General features: G+C 73.7%; 14 protein-coding genes, 1 tRNA gene and 1 riboswitch. Of the genes, 9 read left to right on the forward strand and 6 right to left on the reverse strand.

Going from position 1 to position 19,039, the window contains the following annotated elements; all coding sequences use genetic code 11:
• Window positions 1-69: 69 nt before the first annotated feature.
• Together ACFVVX_RS21360 and ACFVVX_RS21365 are read right to left on the reverse strand one after the other, a co-directional pair.
• The gene (locus ACFVVX_RS21360; protein ID WP_387947808.1) at window positions 70-1,572 is read right to left on the reverse strand and encodes an aminopeptidase P family protein; all 1,503 of its coding nucleotides are present in this window, start codon (window positions 1,570-1,572) and stop codon (window positions 70-72) included.
• Between the two features lie 120 nt (window positions 1,573-1,692).
• Window positions 1,693-3,132, reverse strand: a complete 1,440-nt coding sequence (locus ACFVVX_RS21365; protein WP_387947810.1) for a PP2C family protein-serine/threonine phosphatase — start codon at window positions 3,130-3,132, stop codon at window positions 1,693-1,695.
• Window positions 3,133-3,789: 657 nt separating this feature from the next.
• On the opposite strand from ACFVVX_RS21365, the gene ACFVVX_RS21370 reads away from it, so the two are divergent.
• The gene (locus tag ACFVVX_RS21370; RefSeq protein ID WP_387947812.1) at window positions 3,790-4,425 is read left to right on the forward strand and encodes a bifunctional DNA primase/polymerase; all 636 of its coding nucleotides are present in this window, start codon (window positions 3,790-3,792) and stop codon (window positions 4,423-4,425) included.
• A gap of 460 nt (window positions 4,426-4,885) precedes the next feature.
• Here the strand turns inward: ACFVVX_RS21370 and ACFVVX_RS21375 are convergent, their stop codons facing one another.
• From ACFVVX_RS21375 to ACFVVX_RS21390, 4 genes are all read right to left on the reverse strand, one after another.
• Window positions 4,886-5,872: a DUF5926 family protein gene (locus tag ACFVVX_RS21375; protein WP_387947814.1), complete on the reverse strand. Its 987-nt coding sequence runs from the start codon at window positions 5,870-5,872 to the stop codon at window positions 4,886-4,888.
• Between the two features lie 123 nt (window positions 5,873-5,995).
• On the reverse strand, window positions 5,996-6,562 hold the full coding sequence (locus ACFVVX_RS21380; RefSeq protein WP_387947816.1) for an ATP-binding protein: 567 nt from the start codon (window positions 6,560-6,562) through the stop codon (window positions 5,996-5,998).
• 290 nt (window positions 6,563-6,852) lie between these two features.
• On the reverse strand, window positions 6,853-7,677 hold the full coding sequence (locus ACFVVX_RS21385) for a glycerophosphodiester phosphodiesterase family protein (RefSeq protein ID WP_387947817.1): 825 nt from the start codon (window positions 7,675-7,677) through the stop codon (window positions 6,853-6,855).
• An 84-nt stretch (window positions 7,678-7,761) separates the two neighbouring features.
• Entirely contained in the window at window positions 7,762-9,243 is a 1,482-nt protein-coding gene (locus tag ACFVVX_RS21390; RefSeq protein ID WP_387947819.1) for a purine-cytosine permease family protein, read from the reverse strand.
• Window positions 9,236-9,384, reverse strand: a riboswitch (TPP riboswitch). Its footprint overlaps the gene before it by 8 nt.
• Before the next feature lie 357 nt (window positions 9,385-9,741).
• Between ACFVVX_RS21390 and ACFVVX_RS21395 the strand changes: the two genes are divergently transcribed.
• The 8 genes from ACFVVX_RS21395 to ACFVVX_RS21430 all read left to right on the forward strand — a co-directional run bounded on the left by ACFVVX_RS21395 (window position 9,742) and on the right by ACFVVX_RS21430 (window position 18,622).
• Window positions 9,742-11,553, forward strand: coding sequence for a S1C family serine protease (locus tag ACFVVX_RS21395; RefSeq protein ID WP_387947821.1), 1,812 nt, complete (start codon window positions 9,742-9,744; stop codon window positions 11,551-11,553).
• 58 nt (window positions 11,554-11,611) lie between these two features.
• A tRNA-Ser gene (locus tag ACFVVX_RS21400) sits at window positions 11,612-11,699 on the forward strand.
• A gap of 151 nt (window positions 11,700-11,850) precedes the next feature.
• Window positions 11,851-12,576: an HNH endonuclease gene (locus ACFVVX_RS21405; protein WP_387947823.1), complete on the forward strand. Its 726-nt coding sequence runs from the start codon at window positions 11,851-11,853 to the stop codon at window positions 12,574-12,576.
• Window positions 12,577-12,730: 154 nt separating this feature from the next.
• Window positions 12,731-13,870, forward strand: coding sequence for a peptidoglycan-binding protein (locus ACFVVX_RS21410; RefSeq protein ID WP_387947825.1), 1,140 nt, complete (start codon window positions 12,731-12,733; stop codon window positions 13,868-13,870).
• 129 nt (window positions 13,871-13,999) lie between these two features.
• Window positions 14,000-14,830, forward strand: coding sequence for a MerR family transcriptional regulator (locus ACFVVX_RS21415; RefSeq protein WP_387947827.1), 831 nt, complete (start codon window positions 14,000-14,002; stop codon window positions 14,828-14,830).
• Between the two features lie 68 nt (window positions 14,831-14,898).
• Window positions 14,899-16,269, forward strand: coding sequence for an MFS transporter (locus ACFVVX_RS21420; RefSeq protein WP_387947829.1), 1,371 nt, complete (start codon window positions 14,899-14,901; stop codon window positions 16,267-16,269).
• A gap of 107 nt (window positions 16,270-16,376) precedes the next feature.
• Entirely contained in the window at window positions 16,377-17,741 is a 1,365-nt protein-coding gene (locus tag ACFVVX_RS21425) for an FAD-binding oxidoreductase (protein WP_387947831.1), read from the forward strand.
• Between the two features lie 551 nt (window positions 17,742-18,292).
• Window positions 18,293-18,622 carry a hypothetical protein gene (locus ACFVVX_RS21430; RefSeq protein ID WP_387947833.1) on the forward strand — a complete coding sequence of 110 codons (330 nt, stop codon included), beginning with the start codon at window positions 18,293-18,295 and terminating at the stop codon, window positions 18,620-18,622.
• Window positions 18,623-19,039 lie beyond the last annotated feature (417 nt).

The following is a 19,039-nucleotide window of genomic DNA, read 5'->3' on the forward strand; positions in this document are numbered from 1 at the left end:
CCGGCTAGCAGCGCGAACGGGCCCGTCCCCCTCAGGAGGGGGACGGGCCCGTTCGGCGGTTTGCGGGGCTCAGGCGAGCGAGGCCATCCAGGCCTCGACGTCCTCCGCGCGGCGCGGCAGGCCGGCCGAGAGGTTCTCGTTGCCGTCGGCGGTCACCAGGATGTCGTCCTCGATCCGGACGCCGATGCCGCGGTACTCCTCGGGCACGGTCAGGTCGTCCTGCTGGAAGTACAGGCCGGGCTCGACCGTGAGCAGCATGCCGGGGACCAGCAGGGCGTCGACGTGCTCCTCGGTGCGGGAGTGGGCGCAGTCGTGGACGTCCAGGCCGAGCATGTGGCCGGTGCCGTGCAGGGTCCAGCGGCGCTGGAGGCCCAGCTCCAGGACCTTCTCCACGTCGTACACCGAGGCGTCCAGCAGGCCCCAGGCGAGCAGGTGCTCGGTGAGGACGCGCTGCGAGGCCTCGTGGAAGTCGCGGAACCGGGCGCCCGGCCGCACCGCCGCGATGCCGGCCTCCTGGGACTCGTACACGGCCTGGTAGATCTTGCGCTGCAGGTCGTTGAACCGCCCGTTGATCGGCAGGGTGCGGGTGACGTCGGCGGTGTAGAGGCTGTGCGTCTCCACGCCGGCGTCCAGCAGCAGCAGCTCGCCCGGGCGGACCTCGCCGTCGTTGCGCACCCAGTGCAGGGTGGTGGCGTGCGGGCCGGCGGCGGCGATGGAGCCGTAGCCGACGTCGTTGCCCTCGACGCGGGCGCGGCGCCAGAAGGTGCCCTCGATCCAGCGCTCGGAGGTGGCGACGGCCTGCCCCATCTCGCGGACCACGTCCGTGAAGCCCTTGACGGTGGCGGCGCAGGCGGCGCGCATCTCGCCGATCTCCCACTCGTCCTTGACCAGCCGCAGGCCGCTCAGGAACTCCTTCAGCTCGCCGTCCCGGTCCGGGTCGAGGACGTCCGCGAGGGCGCCCTCCAGAGCGGCGTCGTAGCCGCGCACGATCCGGGTCGGCACACCGCCGGACGCGGCGAGCGCGGCCAGCTCCTCGGCGGCCTTGCGGACGTCGCGGGCGGGCAGGCCGAGCAGCAGCTCGGACTCGGCCAGGCTGTGCCGGCGGCCGACCCACAGCTCGCCGTAGCCGTCCAGCCAGAACTCGCCGTTCTCGCGGTTGGAGCGGGGCAGCAGGTAGAGGCCGAAGCTGTGGCCGCTGTCGCCGGTCGGCTCCGCGACCAGCACCGCGTCCTCGGTCTGGTCGCCGGTGAGGTGCACGTACTCGCTGGCGGCGCGGAAGTCGTAGTCGGTGTCGTTGCAGCGCATCCGCAGGTTGCCGGCCGGGATCACCAGGCGCTCGCCGGGGAAGGCGGCGGAGAGCCTGGCACGGCGCTCGGCGGTGTACGGGGCCTGGGCGACGGGGGCGAGACCGCGCAGCTCGGTGTCGGCCCAGCCGGACTTCATCGAGGCGGCGAGTTCCTCGGAGACCTCGGAGTAGAGGCCGTTCTTGCGGCCGCCCCTGAACTTCGGTTCCTCGTCGCCTCCGGCTGCCTCGGGGTTCTCGGCCACCGCCGGGGTACGGTCCTCGGTCACGTACGTCGCCTCCTTGCGAGTCATGCCGCCCCGGACCCGTCGGATCGCGACGCGCGTGGGCGGCCGTGCGTCCATGGTACGGACGCCCGGCCGCCGACCCCTGCGGGGTCATGACAGCGGCTACTCGAAGCGCGCGGCGAGCACCGTCAGGTCGTCGGTGGCCCGGCCGGTGTCCCGGTCCGGGCAGACGGCCAGCAGGTGGGCGCAGAGCCGGTCCGGGTCGATCCGCACGTCGCGCGGGGCGTCGGCGGCGGCCCGGCGCAGGTTGGCCTGCCCGGCGTGCAGGGTGGGGCCGCAGCGGCGGGCCAGGCCCTCGGTGTACAGCAGCAGGGTGTCGCCGCGCCCGGCGGTCAGCTCGACCCCCGGCGCCTCCCAGCAGGACAGCATGCCGAGCGGCGCGGAGAGCGAGGTCTCCACGAACTCGGCGCCGTACCGGCCGACCAGCACCGGCGGGCAGTGCCCGGCCCCGGCCAGGGTGATCCGGCGCTCCTCCGGCTCCACCCAGGCGTACACGGCGGTGGCGCTGCGGGCCGGCTCGGTGGTCTTGAGCAGCAGCTCCAGGTCGCCGAGGACGGAGACCGGGTCCTCGCCCTCCAGGACGGCGTACGCGCGCAGCGCCGCCCGGACCCGGCCCATCGCGGCGGCCGCGCCCGGCGCGCTGCCCGGTCCGGCGCCCGGGCCGTCACCGGACACGCTGCCGACGGTCAGCCCGACCGTGCCGTCCGGCAGCGGGATGGCGTCGTACCAGTCGCTGCCGACCGAGTGGTCCAGACCGGCCGGGTCGAGCCGGGCGGCCAGCCGCAGCCCGGCGAGCTGCGGGAGCCGGTCCGGCAGCAGGCCGCGGCGCAGCGCCTCGGTGGTGCGCCGGACCTTCTCCGCGTCCAGCTGTTTGGCCAGCAGCGGGGCGGCGATCCCGCAGTACCGGCGGGCCAGCTCGCGCTGGCGCTCGGTGGGCTCGGCGGGCTCGTCGTAGAACCAGAGGGCGGCGGCCAGCGGGCCGTCCTCCTCGGTGGCGAGCGGCAGGCCGTAGCAGCCGCCGAGGCCGAGGTGCCCGGCCAGCTCGCGCAGCCGGGAGCCGACGGCGGGGTCGTCGGCGAGGTCGCGGGACTGCAGCTGGACGGGCCGGTCGTGCTCCCGCAGCAGCCGGGCGACCAGGCTCTGCTCCGGGGGCACCGTCTCCAGCGCGCCGAGGCTGGCGCGGTCCAGGCCGAGGCCGATCGGCTGGCTGGGCCCGCCGCCGGGCAGTGCGGTGACCAGCAGGGCCCGGCGGGCGCCGAGCAGCGCGGAGCCGGACGCCAGGACGGTGTCCAGGGCGGCCGCCAGCCCGCGGGTGCGGGCGAGCTGCTCGGTGTGCGCGTACAGGCTGGTGAAATCGGACAGCCGTCCGGCCAAACGGTCCTGCACGCCGGCGGGGGGTGTACTGCGGCCGTCGGGGTGCTGCTCCTCGCCGGGGCCGGAGGCCGGGCCGGGGAAGCCCGGCGGGTCCAGCACCGAGAGCCCGCTGGAGGATCCGGTCTCGCCCGGATCCGAGGGCGTCGACGATGGGTGGGACTCGGTCATGCCGCCACTCCTGACGCGGTGGTACGGGTCATGCGGAACCCCCCGGGTACGGCCGATCGGAGCGAGCACGGCCGCGCGGCGTGTTTCGCCTGGATTCGCTACTACTCGTCATTGATCGTCAGCAATGCCACCACTTCTACACAGGCCATTCGGGGCATGTCCAGATCCGTGACGGTGCGGGTGGCCGGTTCCGCCTCCTCCGGAGCCCGTCGGGGGGCGTGTCCCGGGGGCACGCGCGCCCCGGCCGGCCGCGGGGGCATGGAGCGGCCGAGAACGGGCAGAACCGTGAGGACGGGTCCGGCGGCCGTCCGGATCGTATGCTTTCGCCGCTCCCCGGCCGGGCTGGCCGGAAGTCACTCACTCGTACGGTGGAACCAATCGCGCCCGGGCAGCGTCCATCCGGTCGCATGCGGGATTCTCGTCCCAGGGCTGTTCTGATCTGCGGTCCCTTTCATGTCGTGCACCACACCGTGCTCCATGTTCGCCATGCCTGCCATGCCCGCGATGCCTGTCACGCCCGCCATGTCCGTCAGGCCCCGCCGTGCCTGTCACGGCGTCCGCCATGCCCGTGCCTCCCCTGCGGCCCGCGCGGCGTTTCCCCGCGGCACGCCGGTGGGCCCGGTGCGACCCGAGCGGTCACGGAAAGGAACGAGCGCCATGCGTGAGAACCCGAAGGGTCGATCGACGGCCCGGGCCGCCCGGCTGGCCGCGGCCCTGGCCGCCGCCGTCGACCATCGCTGGCCCGTGGTCCCCGGCGCGCTGCTGAGAGCCGACGGCTGCTCCTGCGGCGACCCGGACTGCCCCGTCCCCGGCGCCCACCCGCACGACCCGCCGCTGCTCGCGGCCACCACCGACGCCCGGATGGTCCGGTGGTGGTGGGAGCGGCAGAGCCCGGACGCGCCGGTCCTGGCGGCCACCGGCGGGGCCGTCTCGGCGGTCAGCCTGCCGGCCGCGGCCGGCGCCCGGGCGATCGCCTACCTCGGCGCGCTGCGGCTGCCGCTCGGCCCGGTGCTGGCGATGCCGGGCCGCTACGCGCTGCTGGTCGCCCCCTACTCGCTGGACGCACTGGGCGAGATGCTCGCCCAACAGCCTTGGGTGCCGGGCTCGTTGCGCTATCACGGCCAGGGCGGCTTCCTGCCGCTGCCGCCCGGCGGCGGATCCGGCGCCCGGGTGCGCTGGGTGCTGCCGCCGCGCCCTGCGGCGGACGGCGGGGTGTGGCTGCCCCAGGTCGGGCCGCTGCTGGGTGAGTTGGTCGAGGCGACGGTGCAACTGGACGGCGGCCGCTCGTACTGATCCGGCGGGTCCGCTCCCGCGGCTTCGTCCTTGCCGTCCGTCTCCGCAGTCCGTCTCCGCAGTCCGTCTCCGGTGAACACCCCGCGCTGCCGGCCCGGGGTGTTCACCGGAGACGGACGGTGGCGTGTTCGTCCGGGTGTCCTCGGCCGGTATTGATCGCGGCGGTGTTGATCGGGCCGGGAGCCTGGCTGTCGGTCAAGCCGCTGGGCGAGCCGGTGATCGGGGCACTGATCGGGGCACTGATCGGGGCACTGATCGGGCCGGTGATCCGGCCCGCCCGGGAACGCCCGTTCGGAAAACAAAAGATCCGGCCGCTGGCGACGGGGGATGCACCAGCGACCGGACTCTTTAGACAGTAACAAGGATCCGCGTCCACGCCAATTTCCAAGACGCCCTGGCCGCCCGGAAATTGCGGCCTCCGGCGGTAATGTGACGCGTATCACGCGATCCCGGGTCGCCTTTAGTTCAGGGTGACCTGACGGTTCACCAGGTTCGCCCGGGCGCGACGCTCCTCCGCGGTGAGCGGGGTGGTGTCGTCGAGCGTCGCGGCGAGCCGCTCGGCGAACTCGGCGGCCGGCTTCTCGCAGTCGGCGGCGGTCATCGTCACCGGCAGGTCCCAGACCGGGACGGTGAGGCCGTGCGCGCGGAACGAGCCGACGAGGCGGGTGTCCGGGCCGAGCGAGGACCGGTCGGCGGCGGTCAGCCGGGCCAGTGCGTCCAGCAGCTGCTCCTCCGGCACGGTCATCACCCAGCGCAGGTGGTTCTTGTCCGGCGTGCCGCACCAGTACGCGGAGTCCGCGGAGGCCAGCTTCTCGGTCGGGATCGCCGAGGCGTTGGCGCGCTCCAGGGAGGCGGCCACCTCACCGGTGGCGGTCTCGGCGTCCTCCAGCCAGAACTCGAAGCCGGTGTGCACGGTGGGTGTGAAGGGGGCCTCGACGTCCAGCAGGTCCTGCAGGCGGCGGCCGCCCGGGACGGTCCGGCGGGCGGGGACGGGCGTGCCCGGCTCGGTGGCCAGGGCCAGCTCCAGCGCGTCCGCCAGGTCGCGGCTGAGGTCGCCGGAGGCGGACTGGGTCTGCAGGCCCAGCAGGATCGAGCCGTCCTGGCGGCGCAGGGCCGGCCAGGCCAGCGGCAGGACGGTGGCCAGCGTCACCGACGGGACCTCGCCGTTGGCGGCCTCGACCACCGCGGCGGCCAGCGTCAGCGGCGCGGTCGCGGCCGGCACCAGCTCGCGCAGCGCCACCCAGTCGGCCTCACCCGGCAGCCCCTCGAACGGGCGGTGCACCAGCTCCTGCACGGCGTGCGAGGCCTCCCGGCCGTGGCACGCCTTGTACCGGCGGCCCGAACCGCAGGGGCAGTTCTCGCGGGCCCCGACCACGGGGATCTCGCCCGTGGCGGTGGTGGTGGACTGGCTGCGCTGCGGCGCCTTCTTGGCGGCCTTCTTGCCCATGGTGCGGCTCTCCCGGGGACGGTTGTGTTGTGCTCCGGGCAGCCTACTGACGTTCCCCCGGCGCGTGGGCACGCGCCGGGGCGGACTCGGGGGCGGACGGCCCCCGCGGACAGGGGTGCGCCGTCAGGCGCTGCGGGCATCACCGCCGGTCCGTCTCGCATGGCGGGCCCGGGCGGGCAGCGCGGCCCACACCGTCACCTCACCGGGCGCGTCGCGCACGCCCCAGTCACTGGACAGCTGGTCGACGATGCTCAGGCCCCGGCCGCCGCGCGAGCTCAGCGACGGACTGGCCGGCGACGGACGGGTCTGCGCCCCGCCGTCGGTGACCTCCAGGGTGAGGATCCCGTCCGCGTGCATCTGCCAGCGCACCAGCACGCCGCCGGCGTCCTGCGCGGGCTCGGCGCCGGCCGCGGACGCGCCGGTCGGCACGCCGACCAGCACGCCGCCGACCACCTCCGCGCGGGCGCTGCGCCCGAGTGCGGGCAGCGGGCCGAGCGGCCGGGCATAACGACAGGCATTACTCAACAGTTCGGAAAGGATCAGAACAGCATCATCAATGACCGGCTCCGGTATCTCCCGGTCACCCAGATCTCGACGCAGTCGGCGCCGTGCGACCCCGACACTCGCTGGGCCGTGCGGCACTGCCATGGTCGATGAAGTCGGCACTTCACGCGCCACCATCAACGCCACCCCCGGACCTCCTTCAGCGTATGCCGAGGGATGGATGCCCCTTGGTAATGCGTCGGAAACGACCGCGGGCCGATCCTGCGCGGACATTTCAAGCCGTGCGACGCACGGTGCGCGACAGGTGATTCGATGCTCACCCTGCGTTGTGAAAGCGCATAATTTCCGGCAAAGAACGTCGGCGAAACGTTTGATCCCGCCCCGGGGCGATCGACCGGTCCGGGTGTCCGGCTCCAGCCGATCTCCGGGCACGCTGTAGGCCGGGGAACGTTGTGGGCCGGGGCGCCCGGCGCGGTTCACCGGCCGAGCTGGGCCAGCACCTCCGCCGGGCGGTTGGTGATCAGGGCCGACACCCCGAGCTCCAGGCAGAGCTCCACGTCGGCCGGCTCGTCCACGGTCCAGACGTGCACCTGGTGGCCCAGCCCGCGCAGCCGCGTCACCAGCTCCGGCCGGGCCCGCACCAGGTCGATGCCCGGCCCGGCGATCCGGGCCCCGCCCGGCAGCGGTGCGCCCGGCCGCAGCCGGCCCCGCAGCGGCAGCGTGCTCTCGAACAGGAACACCCTCGGGTACTGCGGCGCGGCGGCGGCCACCCGGCCGAGCGCCAGCGCGGAGAAGCTCATGATGCGGGCCTGCGGGCGGTCGCCGTCCGGCGTGCCGGTGATCTTGAACCGGTCCAGCATCCGCAGCAGCTCGGACTCCACCCGGCCCCGGAAACGGACCGGGTGCTTGGTCTCGATCGCCAGGTCCACCGGGCGCCCGCAGTCCGCGACCAGTTCCAGCAGGCTCTCCAGCCGCAGCACGCTCCGCAGTTCCGGGTCCGCGCTCGGCGTGCCCGTCTTCCAGGCGCCGAAGTCGTGCGCCTCCAGCTGCGCCAGCGTCATCGCGGAGACCGTGCCCCGTCCGTCCGAGACCCGGCCGATCCGGCGGTCGTGGACGCAGACCAGCTGCCCGTCGGCGGTCACCCGGACGTCGCACTCGACGGCGTCGGCGCCCTCGGCGAGCGCCCGGCGGTAGGCGGCGAGGGTGTGCTCGGGCAGCGCGTGCGAGGAGCCGCGGTGGGCGATCACCTGGACGGGCGGCGCGGTCCGCGCCGCCGCCGGGGAGAGGTCAGGGCTGGTCACGCCGTCCACGATAGGCGGCGCAGGTGACGCGAAAGCGAAGACGGCCCCAACCTGGGGGGCCGTCTTCGCCTGCGGGCGCGGTGGTCAGCGCCGGCCGCGGGTCAGCGCAGTGAGCGCCAGGGTGGCCAGGGCGGGCACCAGGAAGCCGAACAGCGAGGCCGAGGTCCACTCCTGCGGCGTGAAGTGCAGCGCCTCCTGGACGGAGGTCCAGAAGTCCGTCCACCAGCCGGCGATCGCGGTCGGCGCGATCAGCTGGTACACCGCGAAGCCGAGCGCCCACGGCAGCAGCATCATCCAGCGGGACGGCGCGTCGTCGGCCAGGTTCCAGCCGCGCCGGCCGGCGCCGAGGAAGTAGTCCACCGCCAGCACCGCGAACATCGGCACGAACACCGAGCCGATCAGGCCCAGGAAGGCGTAGTACGAGTCGGTGAACTCGGTGATCTGCAGTGCCAGCACGGTGATCAGCAGGCCGGTGCCGCCGGTCAGCACCCGGCGGTCCACCTTCGGCAGCAGGTTGTGGACCGACATCGCCGTCGAGTACACGTTGGCGAAGGACTGGTCGGTCTCGCGCAGCACCAGCACCAGCAGGAAGGCCCAGCCGGCCCAGACGCCCAGGAAGGAGTCGAAGATCCGGGTCGCGTCGCCGCCGGACTGCAGCAGCGCGAAGAGGCCGAGCACGTAGCACCAGATCTGGGCGACGGTGTAGCCGGAGAAGCTGCCCCAGAACGCGGCGCGCGGGGTGCGCGAGTGCCGGGTGTAGTCGGCGGCCAGCGGCACGAAGGAGATCGAGACGGCGATCATCGCGTCGGTGGCCTTCAGGAAGCCGTGCCAGTTGCCCGCGCCCGGGTCGGGCACGCCCTGGCGGCCCAGCTGGACGGTGAAGTACACCATCGCGACCGCCACCGCTCCGGCCACGAAGCGGCGCAGCACGGCGATCGCGCCCAGCGGCCAGATGGTCAGCGCGGTGGTCACCGCGCCCGCCAGCACGACGAAGAGCCAGCGGTAGCCCTCGGTGTGGGCGACGGTCTGCGCGCCCATCGCGATCACCAGCAGCTCGTACACGCCCCAGCCGATGCACTGGACGATGTTCAGCACCGTCGGCACGTACGAGAGGCGGGTCCCGAACAGTCCGCGCAGGTTGGCCATCGCGGGAGCGCCGGTACGGGCGCCGATCAGCGCGGCCACGCCGAGCATCGCGGTACCGACCACCGTGCCAACCACGATCGCGGTCACGGCGGCGGCCAGGGACAGCTCGCTGCCCGGGGCGCCCAGCACGGTGGCGGCGGTGGTGAAGCCGATCAGGCTGACGCCGAGGTTCATCCAGAGCGCGAAGTGGTCCCGGAAGCGGAGCGTGCGCGGCGGCTCGGTGTCCAGCACCAGCGGGGCCTCGACCCGGGCCCCGGCCTGCTCGGGCCGGTCCAGCACCGCGGTCGAGGTCGCGGCGGGTGCGCCGGCCGTGGAACCGGGCGCGCGGCCGTCGGCGTCCGAGTGAACGGCCGTGGACGGTTCGGGGAAATCCTTGGACGCGGACGCGCCCGAAGAAGAGGATGGCGAAGCAGGCGGCATGGCCGATACTCCCTACGCCGGCATTACCCGGACAGGTTCCGGCGGTCTGCGCCCCCTCGACGATCCGTCCACGGATTCCGTGACGTACCGTCGACCAGCGCACTCTCAGCCTGGTCGGTCCAAGCTCCCGCGTGTCAGTTTGGAGCGACAGGCTAACCGGCGGGGCGGTGAACGCCAAGGCCAGACGGCCTGCGGTCCGCATCGCGGGACGTCAGGGGTGTCCGTCGTGGACGGAGTGAACGGCGCGCCGGGGGGCGTGCGCCGGTCCGTCCGGGGCCCGCTCGTGGGTCTGCTCGTCGGTCTGCCCGCGGGGCTGTTCCGGTGGCCTCACCGGTGCCCCGGGCCGGTCTGCCGGGCAGGTCGCCGGGCAGCTCGCCGGGCAGGTCTGTCGGGGCGGGCTAAGGATTCTTATGAGTTCTTCAGAGGGGTCCTTACGGCAATCGAATCGGGTGTGCGAAAAACTATGGTTCTTGGTCCTGTCAGCTATGGAGGTCGTCCGTGAGCACCGAGCGCGAGGTTGGGTCCACCGGGCCGCAGGGGGAGCAGCCCTCCGGCGGCCAGGGGGTGGCGGGCCCTGCTCATGACGGTCCGGCGCAGCAGGCCGCGTCCGTCGCCCCCGCCCCCGGGGCGGCGCCCGTGGCCGACCAGCCGGTGACCGGGACCGCCCCGGCGGCCGCTCCCGAGGCCCCCGTCGCCGGCGGGTTCACGCCGACGCTGGCGTTCAGCAAGGTCAGTGCCCCGGAGCCGGTCGAGGCCCCGGTCACCCAGGCGCCCCCGGTGGCCCCGGTCGGGTCCGGGTACATCGACGCGCCGCCGCCCGTCCTGCCGCCGGCCCCGGCCGCGCCCGTCGCCCCGGCGCCGGTCGCACCGGTCGCGCCCGCGGTGCACGCGGTGCACGAGACCAACCCGTACGCGACGCCCGCCGCCCCGCTCGCGGCCGCGCCGCACGACCCGTACGGCCCCCCGCCCGCCCCCGGAGCGCAGGCCGCCCCGGGAGTGCCCGGGGCGCACCCCCAGCACCCCTTCGGCGCGGGCCAGCCGCTCGGCGGCTGGGGCCTGCACGACTCCACGGCCGGCGGCGCGGCCGGCGCCGGTACGCCCGGCGGCCCCGGCTACCCGGGCGGCCCGCTCGGCTACCCGGCTGAGTACCCCGGTGCGCCCGGCCCGGGCGGCCCCGGCGGCCCGAGCCGCAAGCGCGGCGGCCTGGTCGCCCTGATCGCCGCTGTCGCCCTGGTCGCCGGTGTGGCCGGCGGCGCGGTCGGCGTCGCCGTCGCGGACCGCAACGACCGCAGCGTCAGCGCCGCGGACGACCACCGCAGCACCACCGTCCAGGCCAACAACCCGCAGAAGAGCGAGCCCGTCCCCGGCTCCGTCGCGGGCATCGCGCAGAAGGCGCTGCCGAGCGTCGTCACCATCAAGGCGCAGGGCAACGGCGAGTCCGGCACCGGCACCGGGTTCGTCTTCGACACCCAGGGCCACATCCTGACCAACAACCACGTGGTCGCGCCCGCGTCCAACGGCGGCAAACTGACCGTCAAGTTCGCCGACGGCAGCACCTACGGCGCCTCCGTGCTGGGCCGCGCCGAGGGGTACGACGTCGCCGTCGTCAAGCTCGACGACACGCCGAAGGGCAAGCTCACCCCGCTCCCGCTGGCCGACTCCGACAAGGTCAACGTCGGCGATGCCACCATCGCCATCGGTGCCCCGTACGGCCTGGAGTCCACCGTCACCACCGGCATCATCAGCGCCAAGGACCGCCCGGTCGCCTCCGGCGACGAGACCGGCGCCCAGTCCTCGTACATGAACGCCCTGCAGACCGACGCGTCGATCAACCCGGGCAACTCCGGCGGCCCGCTGCTCGACTCCGGCGGCGCGGTGGTCGGCATCAACTCGGCGATCCAGTCCAACACTTCCAGCACCGGCCGGGCCGGCAGCATCGGCCTGGGCTTCGCCATCCCGATCAACCAGGCCAAGTGGGTCGCCGAGACCCTGATCCAGAGCGGCCAGCCGGTCTACGCCCAGCTCGCCGTCCTGCGCAACGACGACTACAAGGGCGAGGGCGCCCAGATCTCCACCCGCGACATCCAGGGCACCCCCGCCGTCACCCCCGGCGGCGCCGCCGACAAGGCCGGCCTCAAGCCCGGCGACGTCATCACCAAGCTCGGCGGCAGCCCCATCGAGAACGGCCCCGCCCTGGTCAGCAAGATCTGGACCCACAAGCCCGGCGAGACGGTCGACGTCGAGTACACCCGCAACGGCCAGACCTCCACCACCAAGGTCACCTTCGACAAGCGCGTCGGCGACAAGTAACCGACCCGATAACCATGTGCACCGAACCCCGCCGGACCCGTTAGGCTGACCTCCGCCTGGAGAGCTGCCCGAGCGGCCTAAGGGAACAGTCTTGAAAACTGTCGTGCGGTGACCCCGTACCGTGGGTTCGAATCCCACGCTCTCCGCTGGTAGGAGAACCACCTGCTCAGGGCGGGTGCCGGAAGTCTTCCGGCACCCGCCCTCTGCGTTTTCGCCCGGTGGGGCCGTCGGGCGGGCGGGCGGGGTGCTCGGTGCGGTGTGGCCGGGGTGTCGGTGGTGGTGGGTAGGTTCTCCGGCATGTCCGAGCAGCGGCCAGCCGTTCCCCGACCTCTTGCGCGGCGACTCCTGGTGGAGGCCGGCCACAGGTGTGCCATACCGACGTGCCGGGCCGACCTGGTCGAGCTCGCGCACATCAGGCCGTGGGCCGAGGTGCGCTGCCACGAGTTCGACAACATGATCGTGCTCTGCCCCAACTGCCATACGCGGTTCGATCGCGGTGACATCGATCGCATGGCGATGCGCGAGTACAAGCGACTGCTCGGCCGGCCTTCGGGGCGGGCCGCGAACGCGCACTGGGCGGCCCGCCTGACAAGTGCCTACCTGGGCTTCCAGTCCGAGGTGACCGCCTGGCGCAAGGAGATCGCCTCGTTCCGGGCGACCGTCATGTACGGGGCCGGAGGGATGCCCTCGCCCAACTCCTGTGAGGGCGGCGCGGATCGGGCGGCAAAGGCGCTTTCCCGGCTGTGTGCGGTCGAGTTGGAGGTGGAGGGCGGCGAATTCCTGGCGAGCGCCGTCAAGTTCGGCTCCGAGGACATCTACGAGTGGTACTCCGCCTGGATGGCCGACTCCCTGGGGCTGGAGCCGAGCGCCTACGGCGAGGTCTCGGAGGGCCGGACGGCGGCCCTGCGCGATGCGGAGGCCTTCCTCCACGAGTACGTGTGCGAGGCGCTGAGCCTGGACCACGGCGACCTGCAGTTCTGGTGGTCCGCCGGGGAGCTGGAGCGGCGGCGGAGGCTCTTCTGACCCTCCGGGGCCGCTGCTTCGTCAGGGGGAGTTGTCCGGTTTCACTCGGAAGGGGGGTTTGCGGAGGGGGCGTCCTCGCGAGGGGACAGGGCGAGCGTTAGCCGGACGTAAGGGGGCGAACTGCCCCTGGTGCGCGCCCGGTGAGGAGACGCGGATGGCCTGGTACCCCGGTGCAGAGCGGATGGAGCTGCAGCCCGAGTCGGACGAGCAGCCGGCGATCGTGCCGACGCAGGTGATCTTCCACAGCATCGCGGCGCCCTGGACGCCGCGGCGGATCTACGAGTACTGGCGCGACAGCACCAACCTGGAGTCGCACTTCGGGGTCGGATACGACGGCGGCGTCGGCCAGTTCGTCGGCACGGAGACCCGCGCCGACGCCAACATGCAGGCGAACCGGAGGGCGGACGGCACCGGGGCGGTGAGCGTCGAGTCGGCGAGCAACGACCGGCACACCGACCCCTGGACGGACGCGCAGGTGGCGGCGCTCACCGCGCTGGGGGTCTGGCTGCACCGCACGCACGGGATCCCGCTGCGCGCCTGCCGGACGGCGGACGACCCCGGGTACGGATTCCACCGGATGTTCCCGGACTGGTCGGACGGCGGGACGGCCTGCCCGGGGGACGCCCGGGTGCGGCAGTTCTACGACGTCGTCCTGCCCGGCATCGTCGCCGGGTCCGCAGGCGGAGGCGGAGGCGGTGGCACCGGCGGCAGCACGCCGCTGCCGCCGCCCCGGGCGGACTCCGGCCCGGCCCGCTACCGGGTGACCATCAACGGCCTGGAGTACGGCTACGGCGCCCACGGCCCGCAGGTCCGCGAGGTGGGCGAGGCGCTGGTGTCCGCCGGTCACGGCTCGCACTACACCGCCGGGCCGGACGAGGACTGGCGCGACGCCGACACCCTCAACTACCAGGACTACCAGCGCAGTCTGGGCTACTCGGGCACCGCCGCGGACGGTGTGCCGGGCGAGGACTCGCTGCGCAGGCTGCTCGGCCGGCTGCCCTCGCCCCGGCGGGTCTCGCTGGCGCACGTCGTCACCGCCGCACGCACCGACCCCGGGGCCGAGCAGGGCCACCAGACCTACGGCGGTGAGGTGCGGATCGTCGAACAGGCCCTGGCCGACGAGGGGTTCCTGGAGCAGCGCTGGGTGGACGGCTCGCTCGGCACCCGGACGGTCGAGGCGTACGCGGCCTTCCAGCGCAGCCTCGGCTACTCGGGCACGGACGCCAACGGCATCCCGGGCCAGCGCAGCCTGCGGGAGTTGGGCGGCCGCCGGGGGTTCGACGTCACGGACTGACGAACCGGCGGAGCGGCGAGTCGGTGGGCCGGCGGTGGGTCGGAAAGGCGGCGGACGGGCGGCAGAGGGGAGGCGGCGTCGGCCGGTACTTGACCATGACACGGTGTGAGGGTCTGCACTGGAGGAATCATGTTCAACATCGGAGACTTCGCCAAGCACGGCCGGGTGTCGGTCCGCATGCTGCGTCACTACGACGCCATCGGACTGCTGCGCCCGGCCCGTGTCGACCCGGCCAGCGGCTACCGCTCCTACGAGGCCGCCCAGCTGGCCCGGCTCAACCGCGTCATCGCGCTCAAGGACCTCGGCTTCACCCTGCAACAGGTGCAGGCCGTCCTGGACGAGCAGGTGGACGCGGCCGAGCTGCGCGGGATGCTGCGGCTGCGGCGCGCCGAGCTGGCCGCCGCGATGGCGGCGGACGCCCAGCGGCTGGCCCGGGTCGAGGTGAGGCTCCGAACCATCGAGAGCGAGGGAATCATGCCTGCGGACGATGTCGTGGTGAAGCGGGTCCCGTCGGTGCGGGTGGCGGAGCTGACCGCCGTCGCGGCGAGTTACCAGCCGGAGGACATCGGGCCGGTGATCGGCCCGCTCTTCGAGGAGCTGTGCCGCCGGATGGCGGCGGCCGGGGTGGAGGCGGCCGGTCCGTCGGTCGCCCGGTACGAGGACACCCCGGCGGGGGACGGCTCGGTGCTGGTCCGGGCGGCCGTGACGGTCGGCGCCGGGGTGGACGCGCCCGGGGCGTACGACTTCGCGGTGCTCGACCTGCCGGAGATCGAGGAGGCGGCGACCATCGTCCACCGCGGTTCGATGGACGACTGCCTGCCCTCCTTCCAGACCCTGGCCCGCTTCGTCGACGAGGGCGGCTACCGCTCCACGGGGTACGCCCGGGAGCTGTACCTGGAGTGCCCCGAGGACACGGCGGGGTGGGTGACGGAGTTCCAGGAGCCGGTGGTCCGGGCCTGAGGCACGGCCCGGCGCGCGGCGGACCGGCCTTGCCTTCGACCTGGTCGAGGGCCCTACGGTCGGCGGGCATGGCAACCACCACCGTCGACGCCCCGCGCCGGGCCGCGCTGCCCGGTCCGTACCTGCTCTGGCTGGCCGGGACGGAGGTCGGGCTGCTCGGTGATGCCGCGCTCTACTTCGCCCTGGGCTGGGCCGCCTCGGCCCACGGCGGAGGCGCGGCGGGACTGGTGCTGACCGCGATCACGCTGCCCCGCACCGCCTTCGTCCTGCTGGGCGGTGCGGTGGCGGACCGGTTCGGGGCCCGCCGGGTGATGCTCGCGGGGGACGCGGTGATGCTCGTCGCGACCGCCGCGCTCGCCCTGGCCGCGGGCGGGTGGGGGACTCCGCTGTGGTTGCTGGTGCCGACGGCGGTGGTGATCGGTACCGTCGACGCGTTCTACCTCCCGGCGAGCGGCTCGATGCCGCGCCGCCTGGTGGACGCCGGACAGCTGCCGCGCGCCCTGGCGCTGCGGCAGGCGGGCGGGCAGCTCGCCGCCCTGCTCGGGGCGCCGCTCGGCGGCGCCCTGGTCGCGGCGGGCGGGCTGCTGGGGGCGGCCCTGGCGGACGCGGCCAGTTTCGGGGTGCTGCTGCTGGTCCTGCTCCGGATCCGCCCGACCCGGCCGGCGGACGCCCCGGCCGGTGCTGCCACAGCTGGCAGCGGTCCTCATGGCACCGGACCGAACAGCGACGGACCGATCAGCGACGGCCAGGCCGGTTCTGGGCAGGACGGCCTGCTGGGCGAGGCGGTCGCCGGGGTCCGACTGGCGCTGGGCGACCCGCTGCTGCGGGCGGCGCTGCTGCTCACCGGCGCCGCCGCGGGGGCGCTGCTGCCGGTGGTCTCGCTGCTCGGTCCGCTGCTCGCCCGGACCCATGACTGGGGTGCCGGGGCCGCCGGCCTGGTGGCGGGCGGCCAGGGGGCCGGGGTGCTCGTGGTGGCGGGCCTGGTGTCCTGGCGGGGCGGCCTGCCGAGGGCGGGGGTCGGGGCGGCGGCCGGGCTCTGCACGGCCTCGGCGGGGATCGCGGCACTGGCCTGGGCCCCGGGTGTGGGCGTGGCGGTGACGGGCAGCGCGGTGGCCGGGATCGGCGCGGGGCTGTTCGCCTGCCACCTCGGCCCGCTGGTGCTGGGCGGCGCGCCGTCGACCCATCTGGCCCGGGTACAGGCCCTGTTGACGCTGGTGCAGAGCGCCGCCCTGGTGTTCTCGATCGGGCTGCTCGGCCTGCTCGCCGACGCGGTGGGCGCCCGCTGGCCGACGGCGCTCTGTGCGCTCGCCACCGGCGCCGCCGGGGTCGCCGCGTTCGGGTCGGTCGCGCTCCGCCGGACGAACCGGTCAACGAACCGGTCAACGAACCGGGCGGAGGAGCGGGCGGGGGAGCGGGCGGAGGCCGGACGGCGGACCTGAAGCGGGTCTGAAGCGGTCGGTGCGCGTACTTGCCGCTCCCACGGGCACGGGGCAGAGTGCGGCGGGACAGGGCGGGCCCGCACCCCCGGCGGCGATCGGAGACGGCGATGAGTGATCTGACGGACCGGCTGGCCAGGGGCCTCCCGCCCGGCGCGCTGACGGTGGACCCGGATGTGACGGCCGCCTACAGCCGCGACATGGCGGGCTTCTGCGCGGCCGGGACCCCTGCGGTGGTGGTCTTCCCGGAGACGGTCGAACAGGTCCAGCACGTGCTGCGGACCGCCACCGACCTGCGCGTCCCGGTGGTGCCGCAGGGCGCCCGCACCGGACTCTCCGGCGCGGCCAACGCGGTGGACGGCTGCATCGTGCTGTCCATGGTGAAGATGAACCGCATCCTGGAACTGGACCCGGTGAACCGGATCGCGGTGGTCGAACCCGGCGTGATCAATGCCGAACTCTCCAGGGCGGCAGCCGAGCTGGGCCTGGCGTATCCGCCGGACCCGTCCAGCTGGGAGTCCTGCACCATCGGCGGCAACATCGGCACCGGCGCGGGCGGCCTGTGTTGCGTGAAATACGGGGTGACCAGCGAGTACGTGCTCGGGCTCGACGTGGTGCTGGCGGACGGCCGACTGCTCTCCACCGGCCGTCGGACCGCCAAGGGCGTCGCGGGCTACGACCTGACCCGGCTGCTGGTCGGCTCGGAGGGCACGCTGGGCGTGGTGGTCCGGGCGGTGGTCTCCCTGCGGCCCGCCCCCGCCGCGCAGTTGGCGCTGGCCGCGGAGTTCCCGAGTGCGGACACGGCGGGCGCGGCGGTCTGCGAGGTGATGGCACGCGGCCTCACGCCGTCGCTGATGGAACTGATGGACGCCGTCAGCGTCCGGGCCGTCAACGAGCTCGGCCGGATGGGGTTGCCGGAGTCGACCCAGGCGCTGCTGCTGGTGGCCTTCGACGGGCCGGACCCGGCGGCCGAGCTGGCGGCGGTGGAGGCGATCTGCCGGGCCGCCGGCGCGACCGAGGTGGTCCCGGCCGAGGATCAGGCGGAGTCCGACATGCTGCTGGAGGCGCGGCGGCTGGCGCTGCCCGCGCTGGACCGGCTGGGCACCACGATGATCGACGACGTGGCGGTACCGCGCTCGCGGCTGGCCGAGATGCTGAACGGCGTCGCCGTGATCGCCGAGCGGCACGAGCTGACCATCGGCGTGGTGAGCCACGCGGGCGACGGCAACACCCACCCGATCGTCATCTTCGATGCCGCGGACCCCGAGCAGTCGGCCCGTGCGCAGCGGTCCTTCGACGAGATCATGGAGCTCGGGCTGGAGCTGGGCGGGACCATCACCGGCGAGCACGGGGTCGGGCTGCTGAAGCGGGACTGGCTGGCGCGCGAGCTGGGGCCGGTGGCCATGGAGCTGCAGCGGCAGCTGAAGGCGGTCTTCGACCCGCTGGGGATCCTCAACCCGGGCAAGGCGGTCTGATCGTCCGACCGGCCGTTGCCCGCACCTCTCTTTCCTGCCGTCTCTTTCCCGGCGTCCCGGCGTCCCGGCGTCCTGGCGTCCTGGCGTTCTGATGTCCTCGCGTCCCCGAATTTCCGAGGAGTGGAAATGCGGGGACGCGTTGCTGCTTTATCGGATTTTTTGAATAGTCTGAGAATGGCTGGATATGTCGACAAGGGTGGCCGACCGCACCATGAGGGGGCGCATTTCCTGGTGTCGCGCGCTGGGGTAGTGCGTGGGGTCACTCGGATGGTGCACGCGCGCCCGCCCAGGGGGCTTCCGGCGCTGCCACCGTTCGAGCGAAATCCCAGCTCGATGGCGGTGTGTCGGCGTGGTTACCGCTGGTTCGCTCGTTATGCACCCAGGCCCGGATATCACGCTAACGGGCGAAAAGGCCCCGGGGAGGTGGTGCTTTGTCGATTTGTTGCGGAAGTCTGTCTCTCGGCGTCGCAGCCCGCAGGTGTTCGTCTGGCCGACGGACTCCCGCACACCATGTACGGCAATGAACTATTTTCAGTTTTTTGGAGGATCTTATGGCTCGCATCCGCACCCACCGAGTGGCCGGTCTCCTGCTCGCGGCTCCCCTTGCCGCCGGTCTGCTGCTCGCGGGAGCCGGTGCCGCCGCCGCCGACAACGGCGCGGCGGCCAACGACGGATCCAACGGCAGCGTGGTGTCGAACGTCGGGACGGGCAACGTCTTCGGCTCCGTCGACGGCAACTACGTCTCCACGCAGCAGACGGCCACCGGTTCCGGTGCCTCCAACCAGGCCAACACCCTCGCGGTGAAGGACAACGCGGGCGTCATCCTGGCCGGCCAGTCCAACAAGAACTTCAACATCGTCTTCGCCCCGGTCTTCCACTGACGGAGACGGATGCCACCACCGGCGGGGGCGCCGGAGGTGGGTGGCCGCGGGTGAGCTGAGCACCTGCGGCGGGGCTCGAAGCGAAGCACGGAACCGGGTAGCGGAAAGGGTCACCGCGAGCCGGCCTTGTGGGCGGTGTCGATCATCGACACCGCCCACCGGTGCGCCCGGGCCCGCCGTCGGAGCAGCTCCGGAGCGGCCTCGAAGCGTGCTCGAAGTACCCGTGGGGCGCCACGGAAGCGCCCTCGATGTGCCCTCGATGTGCCCTCGATGCGCTCTCGGAACGGACCGTCGGCCCGGTCCGCCCCCGCCCGGTCACCCCGCAGCAAGGGCCCGCGCCCGGGACCGTCACCCCTCGGCGGTACGGTTGCGCTCCGACAGCGCACCCCGCGCCCGGGCCCCGTCGGCCCGACCGAC

It is taken from the genome of Kitasatospora sp. NPDC058170, from assembly GCF_042883905.1.
Classification (GTDB): Bacteria; Actinomycetota; Actinomycetes; order Streptomycetales; family Streptomycetaceae; genus Kitasatospora.